16 protein-coding genes are annotated in these 17,978 nt (G+C 68.2%); 8 read left to right on the forward strand and 8 right to left on the reverse strand.

The genetic code is table 11. The annotated features are described in order from the left end of the window. The first annotated feature begins 11 nt into the window (after positions 1–11). Positions 12–1,511: an arylsulfotransferase family protein gene (locus ACOKR1_RS10900; RefSeq protein WP_422933102.1), complete on the forward strand. Its 1,500-nt coding sequence runs from the start codon at positions 12–14 to the stop codon at positions 1,509–1,511. Between the two features lie 25 nt (positions 1,512–1,536). Next, positions 1,537–2,460: a DMT family transporter gene (locus tag ACOKR1_RS10905; protein ID WP_422933103.1), complete on the forward strand. Its 924-nt coding sequence runs from the start codon at positions 1,537–1,539 to the stop codon at positions 2,458–2,460. Here ACOKR1_RS10905 and ACOKR1_RS10910 read toward each other — a convergent pair. Then, positions 2,457–3,548, reverse strand: coding sequence for a Gfo/Idh/MocA family protein (locus tag ACOKR1_RS10910; RefSeq protein ID WP_422933104.1), 1,092 nt, complete (start codon positions 3,546–3,548; stop codon positions 2,457–2,459). The two genes, ACOKR1_RS10905 and ACOKR1_RS10910, sit on opposite strands and share 4 nt — an antisense overlap. Next, complete coding sequence (locus ACOKR1_RS10915; protein WP_422933105.1) at positions 3,535–4,530, reverse strand: squalene cyclase; 996 nt, start codon at positions 4,528–4,530, stop codon at positions 3,535–3,537. The genes ACOKR1_RS10910 and ACOKR1_RS10915 overlap by 14 nt, the downstream gene beginning before the upstream one ends. A gap of 136 nt (positions 4,531–4,666) precedes the next feature. Between ACOKR1_RS10915 and ACOKR1_RS10920 the strand changes: the two genes are divergently transcribed. Further along, positions 4,667–7,051: an ATP-binding cassette domain-containing protein gene (locus ACOKR1_RS10920; protein ID WP_422933106.1), complete on the forward strand. Its 2,385-nt coding sequence runs from the start codon at positions 4,667–4,669 to the stop codon at positions 7,049–7,051. A 157-nt stretch (positions 7,052–7,208) separates the two neighbouring features. On the opposite strand, the gene ACOKR1_RS10925 is transcribed toward ACOKR1_RS10920, so the two are convergent. The 4 genes from ACOKR1_RS10925 to ACOKR1_RS10940 all read right to left on the reverse strand — a co-directional run bounded on the left by ACOKR1_RS10925 (position 7,209) and on the right by ACOKR1_RS10940 (position 12,582). After that, on the reverse strand, positions 7,209–8,408 hold the full coding sequence (locus tag ACOKR1_RS10925; protein WP_422933107.1) for an MFS transporter: 1,200 nt from the start codon (positions 8,406–8,408) through the stop codon (positions 7,209–7,211). A 90-nt stretch (positions 8,409–8,498) separates the two neighbouring features. Next, the gene (locus ACOKR1_RS10930) at positions 8,499–9,122 is read right to left on the reverse strand and encodes a TetR/AcrR family transcriptional regulator (RefSeq protein WP_422933108.1); all 624 of its coding nucleotides are present in this window, start codon (positions 9,120–9,122) and stop codon (positions 8,499–8,501) included. Further along, positions 9,119–9,727, reverse strand: coding sequence for a hypothetical protein (locus ACOKR1_RS10935; RefSeq protein WP_422933109.1), 609 nt, complete (start codon positions 9,725–9,727; stop codon positions 9,119–9,121). Before ACOKR1_RS10935 ends, ACOKR1_RS10930 begins: the two co-directional genes overlap by 4 nt. A 119-nt stretch (positions 9,728–9,846) precedes the next feature. Continuing rightward, entirely contained in the window at positions 9,847–12,582 is a 2,736-nt protein-coding gene (locus ACOKR1_RS10940) for a LuxR C-terminal-related transcriptional regulator (protein WP_422933110.1), read from the reverse strand. 111 nt (positions 12,583–12,693) lie between these two features. Between ACOKR1_RS10940 and ACOKR1_RS10945 the strand changes: the two genes are divergently transcribed. After that, positions 12,694–13,317: a hypothetical protein gene (locus tag ACOKR1_RS10945; protein WP_422933111.1), complete on the forward strand. Its 624-nt coding sequence runs from the start codon at positions 12,694–12,696 to the stop codon at positions 13,315–13,317. Positions 13,318–13,336: 19 nt separating this feature from the next. Here the strand turns inward: ACOKR1_RS10945 and ACOKR1_RS10950 are convergent, their stop codons facing one another. Further along, complete coding sequence (locus ACOKR1_RS10950) at positions 13,337–13,615, reverse strand: DUF2277 domain-containing protein (RefSeq protein ID WP_422933112.1); 279 nt, start codon at positions 13,613–13,615, stop codon at positions 13,337–13,339. A gap of 23 nt (positions 13,616–13,638) precedes the next feature. Continuing rightward, complete coding sequence (locus ACOKR1_RS10955) at positions 13,639–14,193, reverse strand: TetR/AcrR family transcriptional regulator (protein WP_422933113.1); 555 nt, start codon at positions 14,191–14,193, stop codon at positions 13,639–13,641. A gap of 37 nt (positions 14,194–14,230) precedes the next feature. On the opposite strand from ACOKR1_RS10955, the gene ACOKR1_RS10960 reads away from it, so the two are divergent. The 4 genes from ACOKR1_RS10960 to ACOKR1_RS10975 all read left to right on the forward strand — a co-directional run bounded on the left by ACOKR1_RS10960 (position 14,231) and on the right by ACOKR1_RS10975 (position 17,975). Then, a complete protein-coding gene (locus ACOKR1_RS10960; protein WP_422933114.1) occupies positions 14,231–14,944 on the forward strand; it encodes an MBL fold metallo-hydrolase in 714 nt (237 codons plus the stop codon). A 322-nt stretch (positions 14,945–15,266) separates the two neighbouring features. Beyond that, the gene (locus ACOKR1_RS10965) at positions 15,267–16,376 is read left to right on the forward strand and encodes a tyrosine-type recombinase/integrase (protein WP_422933115.1); all 1,110 of its coding nucleotides are present in this window, start codon (positions 15,267–15,269) and stop codon (positions 16,374–16,376) included. Further along, entirely contained in the window at positions 16,373–16,714 is a 342-nt protein-coding gene (locus ACOKR1_RS10970; protein ID WP_422933116.1) for a helix-turn-helix domain-containing protein, read from the forward strand. Before ACOKR1_RS10965 ends, ACOKR1_RS10970 begins: the two co-directional genes overlap by 4 nt. Further along, positions 16,707–17,975: a hypothetical protein gene (locus ACOKR1_RS10975; protein WP_422933117.1), complete on the forward strand. Its 1,269-nt coding sequence runs from the start codon at positions 16,707–16,709 to the stop codon at positions 17,973–17,975. Before ACOKR1_RS10970 ends, ACOKR1_RS10975 begins: the two co-directional genes overlap by 8 nt. The last annotated feature ends 3 nt before the right edge of the window (positions 17,976–17,978 follow it).

Consider the following 17,978-nt stretch of genomic DNA (forward strand, 5'->3'; position numbering starts at 1 on the left):
GCCTGAGGCACATGGGAAGAGTGAGCCGTCGTCGTTTTCTCCAGGGTGCCGGCCTAGCGGTTTTCGGGGCGGTGGCAGGCGCGGGCGTCGCCCGGTCCAGCATCTTCCCCCTCCCGCCCAGCGCGTCCGCGGCCACGCCGACGCCGTCGAGCACGTCGATGGCTGGCAGCCCACCGCCGGACAGGACGTTCGTGAGCACGAAGCTCAGCACGCCCCACGTCAACGTCTGGTCCTCGGGAGTGACGGCGGCCGGTCTCGTGTTCGCGGGCCCGATGGGACACGGCTCCAACGGACTCATCCTGGACAACAGCGGGCATCCCGTATGGATGGAGCCCACGGGAGCTGGGGTGACCGATCTCAAGGTCCAGCAATACCGAGGAATGCCTGTCCTGACGTATTGGAGCGGCAAGGGCATTGGCGGCCACGGCGAGGGCGCCGGGATCATCAAGGACACGAGCTACAAGACGATCGCCCAGGTGTCCGCGGGTGGCGGCCTCAGGGCGGACCTTCATGAATTCCGTCTCACGGCGAACGGAACGGCACTGCTGACGGCGTACCCGACCGTGCAGTACGACCTTTCGCCGCTCGGCGGCAGCGCGAAGGGCTACATGTACGACTGCCACGTCCAAGAGGTCGACGTGGCCACGGGCCGAGTCCTGTTCGACTGGAAAGCCTCGGACGTGATTCCGCTCGTGGAGAGCTACGTCAAGCCTTCCGACGATTCCACCGCGGACGGAAGCACGGCCGAGAAGGCGTTTGATCCCTACCACGTCAACGCCGTGGACCTCCGCGACGATGGGTATCTTGTGTCCTTCCGGCACACGCACACCATCTACCTCCTCAACAGGTCGGGGATGGTCGTGTGGCGCCTCGGCGGCAAGCAGAGCGACTTCACGATCCCCCCGGGCGCCGTCTTCGCATGGCAGCACGACGTGCGCCAGCGGCCCAACGGGGTCATCAGCCTGTTCGACAACCACTACAAGGACGGGACAACGGGCCAGTCCCGGGGCCTGCTCCTGACGGTCGACGAGAAGAACCGAACGGCCGCCATCAAGCTCGAGCTCGCGCGCGGCGGCCACCGCGGCAACGCGATGGGGAACGTGCAGTTCCTCGACGACGGCCACTACTTCGTCGGGTGGGGCTCTGACCCGTCCGCGACCGAGTTCGACGCCGCAGGCAACGCGGTGTTCGAGGCCACGAACATCGGCAGCGGGTCGTACCGTGTCTATCGCTCGACGTGGACCGCTGCGCCGAGCACGGTGCCGGACGTCGCGGTCCTCCCCGGCAACGGCTCGACGATGCAGGCGTACGCGAGCTGGAACGGTGCCACCGAGGTGGCGAGCTGGCGGTTCCTCACGGGGTCCGATGCGGGTTCGCTCGCCCAGGCCGTGTCGGTCAAGCGCACCGGATTCGAGACGACGGCGGAGGTCGCCGCGGCGTCCTACCTCGCCGCCGAGGCGCTCGACTCACGGGGCAACGTGCTCGAACGGTCGGCGGTGATCAAGGCGTAGCTCCGCCCGGTACTAGATTGGGGGAGTGCTTGGTGCTGCGGCTGACGATCGGGGCGACGGACACGCGCTCGGGATCGTGTGCGTCCTGCTCGCGTCCATCTTGTGGGGGACCACGGGGACGGCCTCGGCGCTCGCGGGGTCGGTGAGCCCGCTCGCGATTGGCGCGGCGTCGATGGGCGTCGGCGGCATCCTCCTTGCGGCGACCTCGGCGCGGCAGATTGCCGCAAGCTCGCGGCTCATTGCCGCATCGTGGCCTCTTGTCGTCGTCGGCGGTGCCGCCGTCGCCCTCTATTCGGTGGCGTTCTACACCTCGATGCGCATGGCGGGCGTGGCGATCGGCACGGCCGTGTCGATCGGCGGGGCGCCCGTTGCGTCCGCAGTCATCGAACGGCTCCTCGACAACCGGCGCCTGACGGTCCAATGGGCGTCGGGCGCGGCGCTCGGGGTCGCCGGAGCCGTTCTCCTGAGCTTCGCGCGCGGCGGTGCCGCGGGAGGCGAGGGCGCACAGACGGTGGTCGGCGTGCTTCTCGGCGTGCTGGCCGCCGCGACTTATGCGGACTACTCCTGGACGTCGCATCGGCTCATGCGCCTCGGCGTCCCGTCCCGAGCGTCCGTCGGCGCGACGTTTGCGGTGGCGGCGGTGGTCCTCCTCGCCGTGCTCGTCACCGTGGGGCGGCCGTTCCTCGACTCGTGGACCAATCTCGCGGTCGGCGCGTACCTCGCGGCCGTGCCCATGTTCGTGGGCTATCTGCTGTTCGGCTGGGGGCTGAGCCGCGTCGCGTCGAGCACCGCAACGACCGTCTCGCTCGCCGAGCCCGTGGTTGCCGCGGTGCTCGCTGTGGCGGTGGTTGGCGAGCGGCTTCCGTGGTTCGGCTGGCTCGGGATGGGCCTCATCGTCGCGTGCCTCGTGGCGCTCGCGCTGCCCGGACGACGGCGGCTGGCCGGCTAGCTCCGCGACCAGTCCTCCGCGGCTGTCGTGAGGATCGACTGTTCGGCGATGGAGCGCCCGATCGCGAGGCCGAGCACATGATCCTGGGCGGCCTGCGCGAGCGGATACGGCGCGGGCCCGAAGCCCCGAACCCACTCGGCCGTCTCGAGCAGCATCGAGGACAGCGCGATCTCCTCGTCGTTGAGGCGCATGCCGACAAACGGATTGCGCCACAGGACCTCGCCGTCCAAGCTGAGGTGCGCGGTGTCGAAGCCCTCGTGGTCGAGTTCGTAGCCCGACTGCCGCCGCTCGATCCGCGATTCGAGGATCGTCTCTGCGTCGACGATCCGCACGAGGCGGTCGTTGCTGATCTCTCCCGTGCTTCCGCGCAGGAGAAGCCTGCGGGACCTCAGAAGATTGCGGGACTGGTTGTCGGTGTAGTCATAGACCGCGCTCCGGCCGCTCTCGAATTCGAGCGTCGCGATCGTCGTCGTGGCCCGGCGGGGAGCCAGGTCATGGGTCCACCCACCGCGGTCGGCCGGGAGCACCAGGGGGCCCGCGAAGTTCCGCGCGCTCACGCTGGCCGCCTCGAAGCCGACGCCGAGGAACGTTCGGATGATGCTGGCCGCGTGGTAGAGGTGCGTCGAGGAGATCTGGACCGAGCTGAGCTCGCCGATGAGGCCCCGCTCCACGGCGGCGAGCCGCGCCGCGTGAGTGGGCAGGCGCATGTACTGCTCCGCAACCTGGACGAGGCCCGACCCGCCCACGCGCCCCCAGAGGCGCCGGAGGCCCTCGAGGTCCGGCGCGGGCGGCGTCTCGGAGAGGACGGCGACGCCCCGCGAGACCAGGGTCTCGATGATGCCAGGGTTGGCGTCCCAGCTCACGCTCGTGACGACGAACTCGGGGGAGCCGCCCTCGATGAGCTCCTCCGCCGTCTCGTACACGGGGACGCGCCACCGCTCGGCGACCTCGCGGCGGGTCTCCTCGCGCCGCGCCACGACCCCGACGAGCTCGAGCTCGCCCGGATAGCGGAGCGCGAGGCGAATGAAGTACTGAGCCCGAAACGCGGCCCCGATGATGCCGATGCGGACGGGCTCAGAGTTCTGCACGCGGACTTACCCTTCTCGTGTCCCACCATTCCAGCGCCCGCGTTCCGTAGAACGTGAGCCATTTCGACCGCTCGCCGGGCGGGACGTCGACCTCGAACCACACCCGGCCGGGAAGGCGCGCCTCCTGCATCCACGTCCCGTCGGGCTGGCGCGCGGCCCGGATGAGGTCGACGGCGTCTTCCAGGCGCGGGTCGGGACGCCGGCCGTCGTAGAGGAAGGCAGAGCGGAAGTAGTCGACCGCATTCAGCGCGCTGAATTTCCAGCGGAACGGATAGGCAAACGTCGTGGCCCACGGGCCGACGATCTGCCCGGTGGTCTCCCGTCGAAGCAGTCCGCGCCGCAGGAGGTACTCCTCGCCAGCCCGACGCGCGTCGCGAAGCGCCGTGTCCCCGCCCGTGGCGGCCTCGAAGAAGAGCAGGTCCTTGAGCGCGTTGAGCGTCGAATGGAACGAGGAGCGCGTGGACCCCTCGACCCATTCGCAGTTCCATCCGCCCTCGTCCATCTGGTGGTCGAGGAACCACTGGGCGATCGAGGAGACATTCGCGCCGAGCCACGCGCCGTTGGCGAGCGTGTACGCGTTGATGCAGCAGTCGACCTCGCCAGCCCAATAGGGGAGGCCGTTGTAGTCCCACCGGCTGTTGGCCTCGAGCAGCTCCGCCGTGCCTTCGAGGCGGGAGGCCTCCAGCCCCCACTCCCGAAGCGAGTTGAGCGTCCAGGTCGTGGCCGTCCAAGGCTGCCCGGCGCCGTCGGCCGCTTCGGGCCCGTGGAAATCGAAGCCTCCAGGGAAGAACGAGCCGCCCGCCCACTGGCCGTCCGGGTCCTGCAGCGCGAGGAGTCGTGCCCCGAAGCCCTCGGTGGCGACTCGCCGCCGGGTCGTCTCCCACGCGTCCTGAGGCGCACGCAGGAGGTCGCGCTCGACCTGCCAACGCAGCGAGGGATCGGAATCGATGAGCCAATCTGTGACGGAGGCAACCTCGGCCATTGCCTCAGCCTACCGGCGGGCGCCACGAAACGGGGGCCGGTCAGGATTCGAGAAGCGCGAACCCCCGAGCCGCCCTAGCATGATCGACAGAGACATGGTGCCGGAAGAGCTACTCAGCCCACGAGAGGGAGAGACGATGAGCATGGCCACGAGTGCGGACGCGCGGCAGGCCGCGCCGCACGTCGCCGACAGCCACGACCTGATCCGGGTCCACGGCGCACGCGAGAACAACCTCAAGGACATCAGCATCGAGATCCCGAAGCGCCGCCTCACGGTGTTCACTGGCGTCTCGGGCTCGGGCAAGAGCTCGCTCGTCTTCGACACGATCGCCGCCGAGTCGCAGCGGATGATCAACGAGACCTACAGTGCGTTCCTGCAGGGGTTCATGCCGTCCCTCGCCCGACCGGACGTTGACGTCCTCGAGGGGCTGACGACGGCGATCATCGTGGACCAGGAGCGGATGGGGGCCAACGCCCGCTCCACAGTCGGCACGGTGACTGATGCCAATGCGATCCTGCGAGTGCTGTTCAGCCGCCTCGGCTCGCCCTACGTCGGGCCGCCGACCGCCTTTTCGTTCAACGTCCCGACCCGAAAAGCGAGCGGGGTCATGACGAGCGCGACGGGGGAGAAGACGATCGTGCGCGAGGCCATCTACCACGGAGGCATGTGCCCGCGGTGCGAGGGGCGGGGCACTGTCTCCGACATCGACCTCAGCCAGCTGTACGACGAGTCCAAGTCGCTCAACGAGGGCGCCATCCTGGTTCCCGGCTACACCGCGGACGGGTGGTTGGTCCGGACGTTCAGCGAATCAGGCTTCGTCGATGGCAACAAGCCCATCCGTGACTACACGGGGAAGGAACTCCACGCGTTCCTCCACAAGGAGCCGACCAAGATCAGGGCGAAGGGGATCAACCTCACCTACGAGGGGCTGATTCCGAAGATCCGCAAGTCGATGCTGAGCAAGGACATCGACTCGCTCCAGCCCCATATCCGTGCCTTCGTCGAGCGTCTCGCGACGTTCGCGCCGTGCCCGGAATGCGGCGGCACGCGGCTCAGCGAGGGTGCGCGCACGTCGAAGATCAAAGGCGTCACCATCGCCGACGCCTGTTCGATGCAGATCACGGATCTCGCAGAGTGGATCCGCGGGCTCAGCGAGCCCACGGTGGCGCCGCTCCTGAACGCCCTCGGGGAGAATCTCGACGCGTTCGTCGAGCTGGGGCTCGGATATCTCTCCCTCGACCGGCCGTCTGGGACTCTTTCGGGTGGCGAGTCGCAGCGAATCAAGATGCTCCGGCACCTCGGCTCCTCGCTCACGGACGTCACGTACGTCTTCGACGAGCCCACGATCGGGCTGCATCCCCACGACATCCAGCGCATGAACGAGCTGCTGCTGCGCCTCCGCGACAAGGGGAACACCGTCTTGGTGGTCGAGCACAAGCCGGAGATGATCGCGATTGCCGATCACGTGGTGGACCTCGGGCCCGGCGCCGGCTCGGGCGGCGGCACGATCTGCTTCGAAGGAACGATTGACGGCCTTCGGGGCAGCGGCACGGTCACCGGCCGGCACATCGAGGACCGCGTCACCGTGAAGAACGCAGTCCGCACGCCGTCCGGCACGCTTGAGGTGCGCGGGGCGAGCATCCACAACCTCCAAGCGGTCGACGTCGACATCCCGTTGGGCGTGCTCGTCGCCGTGACCGGGGTTGCTGGTTCTGGCAAGAGCTCGCTCATCCATGGCTCCGTGTCGGGCCGCGAAGGCGTGGTCGCGATCGACCAGAGCGCCATCAAGGGCTCGCGCCGAAGCAACCCGGCCACGTATACGGGCCTGCTCGAGCCGATCCGCAAGGCCTTCGCGAAGGCCAACGGGGTCAAGCCGGCGCTCTTTTCGGCCAACTCCGAGGGCGCATGCCCGACGTGCAACGGCAACGGCATGATCTTCACGGAACTCGGGTTCATGGAGACCGTGTCCACGCCGTGCGAGGACTGCGGCGGAAAGCGCTTCCAGGCCGAGGTGCTCGAGTATCGCTTCGGCGGCCTCAACATCGCGGAGGTGCTTGACCTTCCGGTCTCGGAAGCCCACACCTTCTTCGGGAAGGGGGAGGCGAAGACGCCCGCCGCCGCCGCGATCCTCGCTCGGATGGAGGACGTGGGGCTCGGCTACGTGAGCCTTGGCCAGCCGCTGACAACCCTCTCCGGCGGCGAGCGGCAGCGGCTCAAGCTGGCCAATCAGATGGGTGAGCAGGGCGGGGTCTACGTGCTCGACGAGCCGACGAGCGGCCTCCACCTCGCGGACGTCGAGCAGTTGCTCGGCATGCTCGATCGGCTCGTCGACTCCGGCAAATCGGTCATCGTCATCGAGCACCACCAGGCGGTCATGGCGCATGCGGATTGGATCATCGACCTCGGACCCGGCGCGGGGCACGACGGCGGCCGGATCGTCTTCGAGGGCACCCCGGCGGAGCTTGTCGCGGCGAAGTCGACGCTCACCGGCGAGCACCTCGCGGCCTACGTCGGCGCCTGACGCCACTCCGCGGGGCTCGAGCGTGTGGATTTCGCGCCGCCCCGCGAGGATGATGGAAGTGCTTGAGAGGCGTGCGTGCGCCCGGGAGTGGACCAAGGTCCAGAGGCTCCCGGGCGCGCCTTCGTGAGCGCCGCCGTCGCCCGCCTTCGGCGAGCTGTCAGCGGGGGCGCCGGAGAGAACCTGCCGCGGCAAAGGCCGCCGCCATGAGTGCCACGATGAGCCAGAATGAGCCGAGCAGCCCCGTCGACTCGGCGAGGAGCCCGATCACGGGCGGGCCCGCGAGGTTCGCAAGGTAGCCGATCGAGGCGACGACGCTCACGCGCGCGGCGGGATTCGGCCCAGTTTCCGCCGCCGAGGACATACCGAGCGGGAACCCCATGGACACGCCCACCGCCCAGAGCACCACGCCGGGCAGCGTGAGCCACGCCGTGCCGCCGAGGATGAAGAGGGCCAGGCCCACGATGCCGAGGGCCGTGGTGAGCCGGATCGTTCGGACGCGCCCGAGCCGATCGACGATCGGGCCGCCGAAGATGCGGGCGAGCGCCTCACCCGTCGCGAACACAGTGAAGAAGAGGGCGGCGACGGCGGCGGTCTCACCGTGGTTGTTCTGGGCGGAGAGGGTGAGCCAGTTGTTGGCGGAGCCTTCGCCGAGCTCGACGCCGAGCATGACGACGCCAATCAGCAGGAGCCTCCAGTCGGTCCACCCGCGGAGCCACTGGCGAATCTGGTCTGCCCGGCCCAGCGGGGCGCCGTGGTCTTCCTCGCGGGTTCCCGTGGGGATCGCCCCCGACATCGCGAGCGCGGCGATGGCCACGACGATCGCTTCACCGATGAACTGCGCCGATGGCGTGACGCCCAGCGCGGCACACACCGCGCCGATCCCAGACCCGACGGCGGCCCCTACCGACCAGGCGGCGTGCATGAGCGGCATGAGGGTGCGCCGGGCCGTGCGCTCCACGGCGGAGCCTTCGACGTTGATCAGCACGTCAAGGGTGCCGATGCCGAGGCCCGTGACCGCGAACGAAACGGCGACGAAGGGCAGCACCCCAGTGATCACCGAAAGGCCCATGAGCACCAGTCCCGACGCGACGAGGAGAATGGACCCGGTCACGCTGCGGCGGCTGCCCAGCCTGTGCAGGAGCGGTGTCGCGAGGACGAGCCCGGTCACGGAGCCCACCGTGACGCATGCCAGGAGAAGCCCGATCGTCCCGGTGTTGACCCCGAGCTCGGCCGTCACGGCGGGGAGCCGGGGACCCCACGCTGATACCGAGATCCCGCCCAGCCCGAAGGCGGCGATGATCGCATTGCGCCAGCGCGTGAGCGACGTCGCGCCCGTGAGGACTGAGGTATCGGCCATGGTCTCCTGCCCGGGACGGTCAAAAACTTTCCAGTGGAAAGTTACCGTTTCGATGGTACGCGGAAGACCAGGGGCCGGCGCAAGAGTGCCCTAATCCCGGACCGGCAGCATCCTCTCGAGGAGGGACAGAGCGCGCCCGACGTCGACCGCCTCCGGGTCCAGGAGCCACTGCACCTGCAAGCCGTCCGACGCCGCGATGATGAGGGAAGCCACGTCCGCGGGGGAGAGGTCCCTCGAAACCTGCCCCGCACGCTGGCCCTCATCGACCTCGGCAGCGATGCTCGCGCGGAGCGCACGGAACCGCTCCCGCACGAACTCCTGCGTCAGCGGATGCTGCTCCTGGAGCGCGTCTGTGGTGAGCGTTGCATAGAGCTGCACCAGGCCGGGGATGGCGCGATTGTGCTCAGCCGTTTCGGACATGGCCCGAACGGGTTGCGCTCGGTCCGAGGAGGGCTCGGGGGCCGTGCTGGCCTCGTGGGCCCGGTAGACCTCGATCAGAAGCTCGTCGCGGGACGAGAAGTAGTGCCGCAGAGCGGTGTGGGAGACGCCGATGGCCTGGCCGAGGGAGCGCAGCGACGCCGCGTCGACGCCGCGCTCCGCAAAGAGGGCGATGGCGCTCTCAAGGATCTGCTCGCGCCGCAGCGCACCCTTGGCGCCCAGACGGTGCTCGGGGGCGCCGCCGTCGTCGTTCGCCTTGCCTGAAGCGGTCGTCACGCGACCATCGTAGGCCGCGCGCCTTCCTTGAGGTGCTTGAGGACGTTGTAATACCAGTCGAGACCACTCGCGGGATCATGCCATTTCTGAATTTCGGGCCAGCGCTCCTCGAGATTCCAGATCTCGATGGATTCGATGTCGTTATTGGCGGGGGATTCCGGGAAATTTGCCCTGATCTCTGAGTATTTCTTGATTTTCCGGGCCTTGATTCCTTGAGCCGCGAGGGCGGCCTGGCGAAGCGATTCCGCGGTGAGGTAGCCGCAGATCTCCTCAAGGCGATCTGGCTCTGCCCTGAAATACGCGGCGCCGTAGGCCGCTCCCCACGACTGGGTTCTGGCGTTCTGCGGCAGCGTGCCGTAATTCGTGGCTTCTAGCCATTCCCTCGCGGCACCGAAACCCAATGACTCGTGATGCCTCAGCCAGCCCCCGGGAAGGCAGTTGCCTCCTGCGCCGGGGAGCGCCGTTCCGTTGACGTAGACGACGCCGTCACCATTCTCATGGCGGAAGAAGTAGCCCTTTTCCCGTTTCTTGCAGACCAAGACCAAGGTGGTTCCGTCGGACAGGGCCGAATATACGCACGCGTATGCTTTCAATTTTGCCCCCATGTTCCCGTGACGCCCGCTCTTTCGGCGCCAGTCCCATCGATTTCAGAAGCTACGCTCCCGCCGCATGGGCGCCGCCCAGCCCGCGGAAACCTATCAGAGCTGATAGGTCCACCTGTGGGCTAGGGGAGCTCCCTGCGGGAGCGCGCGCCCGTCTTGGCCAGGATGTTGCGCATGTGGAAGGCGGCCGTCGCCGGCGATATGGAGAGTTCGTCCGCGATCTCGCTGTTGGTCCAGCCGTCCCGCGCATAGCGGTACACCTCGCGTTCCCGCGCCGACAGGTCTGCGGGAAGCAGCCGGGGAGTAACGGGCGCCTCGCCCAGCGTTTGCGTCGCGATCTGCCAATACGGGACGGCGCCCAGTTCCTTCAAAGCGTCCCGGGCGGCCCTGAGATTGTGGCTGCCCGCTGCCGTGCCGCCCGCGGCCATCTGTGCGCGACCGAGTGCCTTGCGTGCCCGGGCGGCTGGAAGCGGAAAGGTGGTCCGGGATGCCGCGCGGTGGTAGCTGCGGATTGCCTGGGCATGGAGGCCAAAGGCTTCGTGAACTCGGCCCTCGAGCCAGTCGAGGTCCCCATAGGGAAGGGCTTGGCCGGGTTCGAGGGCACTCCGGAAGCGGGCGAGTTCGCGGTCGGCCGTCTCGGCTTGGCCGAGCGCCGCGAGCGCCTCGATGCGGTAGGCAACAATTCCGTGGCTCAGAAGTCCCGCGGAGGCGAGCGTTGACGGAGAAAGGACTTCCAGGATGCGTTCGAAGTCTCCGCGCCCCCGCGCGACCTCGGCCCGCGCTACAAGTTCGAACAGCGGCCCGCCGCTGCTGTACTGCGGAACTCTGGCCGCGTCCATCGCGAGCAGGCTGGCTTCGGCACGCTCAGCGTCACCTTCAGTTGCAGCCATCAGGGACCGCAGCGCATGCACGAGCGGTCGAACCGAGATGTCGATCGAGTCCAGCATCGTCATGGCCGCCATCGAGAGGAGGGATCGCGCGTCGTCGTACCGTCCCAGCAGCCAGTAGGCGAGGATCAAGAGGCACCGCGCTTGGCCCAGAGTCCAGCCGCCGCCCGCCACGAGGGCCACTCGAAGGGCGCGCTCAAGGAGGGCGATGCTGACGGTGATCTCGCCCCGTCTGACGTGCACGCCGGCCAGGCAGGTGAGGGCGTCCACGAGGTCCGGAGACGGCGGCGCGCTCCCGGTGAGTTTCGTAAGGGCCGCAAGTGCGGCCGGCATCTCTGCCGCAGATCCCTGACGGGCCGTGTTCACGAGGGCGAGCGCCGCTGCGCGGAGCCGAAGGTCGAGCGGGCGGTAGAGGGGAAGGAGGCGCGGGTCCTGGGGGCTGCGGTCGGGAAGCTCGTCGACGCATTTCGACGCGAGATCGAGGATCGGACCGACGCCGCTGTAGTCCTCGCGAACCATCCGGGTTACGGCGGCCAGGAGTGCGGCCTCCGCGCGCACGAGGGGCGCGTCGGGAAAGTCCGCTGGTTGCGCCAGGAGGTGCCCCAAGACGTCCTGGGCTGCGTCGGCGTGGCCGGAGATCTGTAGCGCGTTCGCCAACGCGAGGTCCCTCACCGGGGACCCGGGCATGTGGCGCATAGCGGGAATGAGGTCGAGGACGAGCTGGGTCGCACTGTGCGAGACGGCGAGGAGGCAGGCCTCGAGGAGGATTTCGTCGCGGTCCGCGGCGTCGCAGAGCTCGGCGGCTCGCCTCAGGCAGCGAACTGACTGATCAACCCTGTGGGCCGGCGCGGTGGCGGCACTCACGCGGACGTGATCCAGGAGGGCAGGGCCGATGCTTCCCGTCGCAGCAAGCTGCAGCTCGAGCCGTCGGAGCCCGTCGTCAGTCAGCTCTGCGGCCGTTGTCAGGATGGCGGTCGCCGTTGCGCGGTCCAAGGACGAAGCCACCTCGTCGGCGAGCAGGCTGTCCCGCACAACGACGGTGCCATCGCTCCGGCGGATCAGCACGCCCGAATCGATCGCGGCGTCAAGGTCCACGGTCATCCCCAGGCGTTCGGCAAGGTCGATGACCTCGGCCCGCGGCGTGGGCGAGGAGAGCACGCTGCAGATTTCGACGGCGTGGCGAGCGGACTCTGCTGCTGCGGGTGGCATCTCGAGCGTGGGCGACAACGTCCCGTTGAAGCCCACATGCCAGTCCCAGTGCTCTCCAGGTGCCGCCGATTCGGCATCGGAGACGCACGCGTCGATCAAGGTGAGCAGCCCTCCGGACCGTTCCCGAATGCGTTCCGCGAGCCGGAGCGAGATGCTGCGGCCCGAGGTCTCCGCCACATGGGCCCTGATCTGCGGCGCATCCAGCGGTTCGAACGGGATCTCGCGAACGAGCGCCCACGCGGTGGAGTCCGGACCTTCGAGGGACGTGGCCACCTCCCGCGCCGAAGGGCGGCCAAGCACGACGACGATTGAGCGAAAGTAGGCGAGGCGAGAGACGACATACCTCGTGAACTGCAGAGACTCGCTGTCCGCCCACTGCAGGTCATCAAGGATGAGGCAGACGTGTCCTCGGCCGCCGGCCTTGCGCTGCAGGCGAGCCAGAGCGTCGAGCGCGATTTCCGTTTTCACGGCCGCGTCCGCAGACGGCGTCGGACCGGACGGACAGCCGGCCGCTCGAGCCAACCTGTCTGCGAACGCGAACGGCACAGCGGCCTCGAACGGATCAGCGGCTACCCGGACACCGCGCTGTCCGGCCAGCTCCAAGACCTGCCGCGACCAGACGCTCTTACCGGTCCCATGGACCCCGAGCCCGAGCGCGAAGGTGCTGGGGCACGAGGATGCGACCCGGAAGAACTCGGCAGGCTGATCGGTCGCGGACAGCCCTGCGTGCGGAACACCGCTCGGCGAGAACCCACTCTTCACGCGCTGATTATCCAATCTCGGAGTCCTCAGTTGGCGGAATTCTTGGTTCATGAACAGCTGAGGGCGCTGCCCTGTTGCAGGCCGTCGGGGACGCTGACAGGCTTGGCGCCTATGGAGCTGTTGACGCGTGCGGGGAAGAGGGAGGCCCCGCGCACAGCGCTCGTACTCCTCGAGGGCGTCAGCGATGTCGCGGCCGTGCGTGTGCTCGCGTCCGCCCGTGGAGTTGATCCCCAGCGAATCGACCTCGTCGATATGGGCGGCGTGACGAATGTCCGCCATGCCCTCACCGAGGCGACTCGCCGCCGTCCGGAGGCGGACGTCGTCGGACTGTGCGACGCGGGCGAGGCGCATTTCGTCATCAAGGCGCTTCGGGCAGTGGGGTATCCGGTAAGGGACGCGAGCGACCTTCCTGCCTACGGATTCTTCGTCTGCCAGTCCGACCTCGAGGACGAGCTCATCCGAGCTCTTGGGACGGCTCGCACGATGGCGGTCGTCGAGAAGCTGGGTCTCAGTGCCAAGCTTGCGACCCTGCGGCAGCAGCCTGCGTGGCAGGGCCGGCCCCTGGCGCACCAGCTGCATCGTTTCTGCGGGGTCGCTTCAGGCCGCAAGGAGTTGCTTGCCGGTGAACTTGCCGCAGCGCTGGCGCCAGGCGAAGAACCAGGGCCGCTCAGGATGTTGGTCGAGAGAATGCCTCAAGGTCTCGCGACGCCCTCAACAGCGGGGGAGGGACCCTGATACTGGGGGAAGGGTCCCTCTAGGCCGTTGCATACCGCCCGGAGCGTACGGCCCGTTCGTGGGCCTTCGCGGCTTCCTCCTCGCGGTTCTTGGGCGGCGTCGTGGCGACCAGATCGTCGAGAAGATGTTGGGTGATGTGGGCGATCTCGTGTACGGCGCGGTCGAACGCGTCCTGATTCGCCTTCGACGGCTTCGTCGTGCCCGCGATCTTCCGCACATACTGCAGAGCGGCGGCGCGAACTTCCTCGGACGTGGCTGCTGGCTCGAAGTTGTGAAGCGTGTGAATGTTGCGGCACATACTCCGACGATACGCCTAGGCCCTCACAGGGCCCGCACGATCCGTTCGAGCCCCCAGGCCCAGGAGCGGTCGACGTTCCCGCCCATCTGGAACGACTCGGCCAACTCCATGGTGATGAACCCGTTGGCCCACGCAGTGACGAGGCGTGCCGCATCCAGGGCCTGCTCATCGCCGACGAGTGCCGAACACGCCGAGAGGACGGGGGCGACGGCGCGTCCCCTCGCCGTGCGGGTCAGGTCACTGGCTTCCCGCGCGAGGCCGAAGATCAACTCGTAGCTCTTCGGGCGTTCGTGCGCAAAGGAGCGCAAGGCGCTTGCAGCCGACTTCAGTTGCTCGCGCGGGTCACGGATGCCTTCGGTCGCGTGCTGCAGGTCCCGAGCCAGATCTTCGACAATGGTTTCGACAACGAGGTCGACGAGCTCGCCGCGATTGCGCACGCGCTTGTAGAGCGACGGGGCGCGAACCCCGACCCGCTCGGCAACGGCCAGCATGGTGAGCCCGCTCATCCCGTGCCGTTCGACGAGGTCGCGCCCTGCCGCCACAATCGCCTCCTGCGTGGTCTTTTCTGGCGCGGGCATCTTGATCTCCTCTCGATGGCTAACTATCGTAGCCTTCATGGAACTCGCCCCGCAACTGCGCCGCATCGGCAATGACATCGTCGCCGCCCACCTCATCGTCGCCGACGACGGCATCACCCTCGTCGACACCGGCCTGCCCGGCCACTACCGCGACCTCGTGCGTGAGCTAGGGGAGATCGGGAGGCCGATCTCCGACATCAAGGGCATCGTGCTCACCCACGGCGACAGCGACCACATCGGCTTCGCGGAGCGCCTCCGGAGCGAGCTCAGCATCCCGGTCTACATCGGCGCCGAGGACGCCGACCGCGCGAAGGGGGCCAAGCCGCCGGCCACGCCGAAGGATCCGCGTCGAATCGGCCCAATGATCCGCTTTTTCGCTTACGCCATCAGCAAGGGTGGATTGCGCATTCCGCCGCTGGGGGAGGTCATTCCGGTTCAGGGTGGCGACATCTTGCCGTTGCCGGGCTCGCCTCGGGTCATCGCCATGCCTGGCCATTCGCCGGGAAGCATCGCCGTCTACGTCCCGGCGGTGCGTGCGGTGTTCGTTGGCGACGAGCTCACGACTCGCCATGTGCTGACCGGCGTCGAGGGCCCGCAGCCGGCGCCATTCACGGACGACCAGGCTGGATCGTCGTCGTCGATCGACAGGCTCGCCGGCCTAGATGTCGACTGGGTCATTCCGGGTCACGGCGCGCCGTGGCGCGGGGATGCGCCGTCGCTGATCGCCGCCTATCGCGCCGCGGAGGGCTAGCAGACGGTCGGATGAGAGCGCAGCGCGCGCCCTCCTGCTGAGCGCCGATAATCTACATTATGTCAAGTAGAAAGGACTCTATGTGCCCGCTTCGCACATCGTGAGGTTTCGGGTAACGATCCCCTGCATGCCCTCAACTGGCTTCTGACCTGCGCTTTCTCTGTACGGCAGCGTCGCAGCCGTGGGGTGTCCGCGGGTGCCGGCTGGTCCTGAAAATCTGGGCCGATTCGGCTTCTGACGTGCGGATTCAGTGTGGTGCATTGCAGTTATCGCAATCTGTGTGCGAGGATCGCAATCGCGTTTCGAGTGCTGAGGACGGTCGATGGCCCACGACGAGAATGTGCTCTTCGCCCCGTTCGGCGGGCAGGCGCCCGACCCGGATGCGTTCCTCGGCATGGTCCTGGACGGCTGGGGTCGCCAGCAGCGGGCGAAGGACTTCGCGCCGGCGACGATCCGGACCCGTCGGAGCGTGGTGATGAACCTGGTGGACTTCTCCGGCCGCTATCCGTGGGAATGGACGCTCGGGGACGCCGACGACTTCTTCTCCCACGCCCGGGCTGTCAGGAACCTCTCCCACGGGACCGTGCGCTCGTACCAGGGCCACATCAAGCTCTTCTGCGAGTGCGCCTGCGACCCGCACTACGACTGGTGCGAGCAGAGCGCGAAGCTCTTCGGGAAGGTCTTCGCCCAGGTCGTCACCGAGCTGAACCGCGTCACCCACGCCCAGCCCTCCGAGGCCCGCCCGGCCAAGCGGCCCTTTACCCAGTGGGAGCTGCAGGACCTCTTCGACCTGGCCGACCTCGAGGTCGAGCGGATCCTGGACTCTGGCCGCAAGGGCGCCCTGGCCGCCTGGCGTGACGCGATCGCGTTCAAGACCGCCTACGGCTGGGGCCTGCGCGCCAACGAGCTGCGCCACCTCCAGGTTGTGGACTTCTCTCGCAACGCGCGGGCGCCCTACCTCGGCGACCACGGAGTGCTGCGCGTGCGCTGGGGAAAGTCGCACCGCGGCTCGGCCAAGAAGCCCCGCTCGGTCCTGACCGTCTGGCCGTGGTCCGTCGAGATGATCCAGGACTGGATCCGCAACGGGCTCCCCCGCTACGGGCACCCCGTGACCGACCTCTTCCCCACCAGCGGCGGCTCGATCGTCGGCGAGTCCCACCTGATCGGCAGGCTACGCGACCTCGTCGACGAGCTCGGCTTCCCGCCCGGGCTCGACCTCCACTCCTTCCGCCGCTCCTACGCCACCCACCTGATCACAGGAGAGGGCTTCGACGTCGCCTTCGTCCAGCTCCAGCTCGGCCACGAGCACGCCGCGACGACCTCGGGCTACACGCTGCCCTCCCCCGACTACCAGCGCCTCGCCCTCGAACGGGCCCACGAACGCACCATCCAGGCAGCCCTCGGACTGCAAGCACAGAGGAGGAACCCATGAGCCGACGCGAGATCGACTACACCTGGCGCGTCCGCGAGATCATGGCACGCCGCGGCGTCCACACCGCCAAGGACCTCGCCGAGCTCCTGCACGAGCGCGGCATCACCCTGACCGCCAACGCCGTCTGGCGCATCGTCACCCAGGAGCCCGAGCGGATCTCCTTCAAAGTCCTCGTCGCCCTCTGCGACGCGCTCGACGTCACCCCCAACGACCTGATCACCTATACCGCCACCGACGCCAAGACCGTCAGACAGCCCCGCAAGGCCGCCGGGGACGAGATCCCCGACCTGCGCCAGTACAGGCCCGTCCGGGCCCGCATCGTCGAAGACGATGAGTAACCCCGGCGGACGTCCGACCACCGGAGGCAACGGATCCGCGCGCCCGCCCACACTCGAGAACTTCGCACCCCAGAACAAGCGCGGCCGGCCCCGCTCGACCGGCAGCCACCTGTGCGACCGATGCCAGCAGCACGTCGCCAAGATCCCGGTCCGCTGGCCCGACGGGGCGGCCTGCGGCGCCTGCTTCGCCCAAGCCACCCACACCTACGGCACCTGCCCGGACTGCCGCGAGCAACGGATGCTCCCCGGCCGCGCCCCCAGCACCAACGAGCCGATCTGCCGCGACTGCGCCGGCATCGCCACCGACCTCACGTGCACCCGCTGCGAACGCGAGGCCGAGAGATTCCGTGCCGGCCTGTGCGTCAGATGCGCCCTCGCCGACGACCTCACCGCCGTCCTCAAGCCCGGCGACGACCTCCGGCTCCACCGGCTCATGGGCCTGCTCACCGAGACCGGGCGGCCCGAGAGCATCTACACCTACATGCGCCCGGGAACCAAAGCCCGGGACCTCCTCGAGGCCATTGGGAACCGAACCCTCGCCCTCACCCACGAGGCCTTCGACGCACTCCCCCGCTCCACCGCAGCCGAGCACCTGCGCGCCCTGCTCGTCCACCACCGCATGATGGCCGCCCGCGGCAACGAGAACCTCGCACGCTTCGAACAATGGATCGCCGCCAGAATCGACGCCCTGCCCGACGACGGCACCAGCCGCATCATCGAGCGCTTCGCCACCTGGCACCACCTCAAACGAGTCCGCGCCAGGGCAACAGACCCCGAGACCAACCTCGAGACCGTCACCCACGCCGCAAAACAGGACATCACCGAAGCCGGGAAGTTCCTCATCTGGCTCCGTCAGCACCACAACGCCGGAGCAGACCACCTCCGGCAGTCGCACGTCGACGACTACCTCAGCAGCGGCCCCAGCACCCGCAAGACCGTCCGGAACTTCGTCCGCTGGCTCAACGAGCAACAGAGCGGCCGCACCTCCGAGCTCGACGCCCGCGGCCCGCGCCGCCGTACCCATGTCCGACTACACCATGCTGAAGAGGCTCGAGCTGACCAAGGAACAGGCATAGGGTGGCCAACAGGTAGGCCGTCGACCCTCTCACGCCCGCCGAACCGTCGGAATCCTCTTGGGATCTACTTCTCTCGGCCCAGTGTTGAATTAGATTACGAATCAGGCTGCGCGAGATGCCGCCGGAACGGATCGAATTTCATGGACTCCTCCCGCCTTCACCCTCGCAGAACAACTTGCCCATAGAAA

The sequence above is a fragment of the Sinomonas sp. P47F7 genome, from assembly GCF_049332655.1.
In the GTDB taxonomy this organism is placed as follows: domain Bacteria; phylum Actinomycetota; class Actinomycetes; order Actinomycetales; family Micrococcaceae; genus Sinomonas.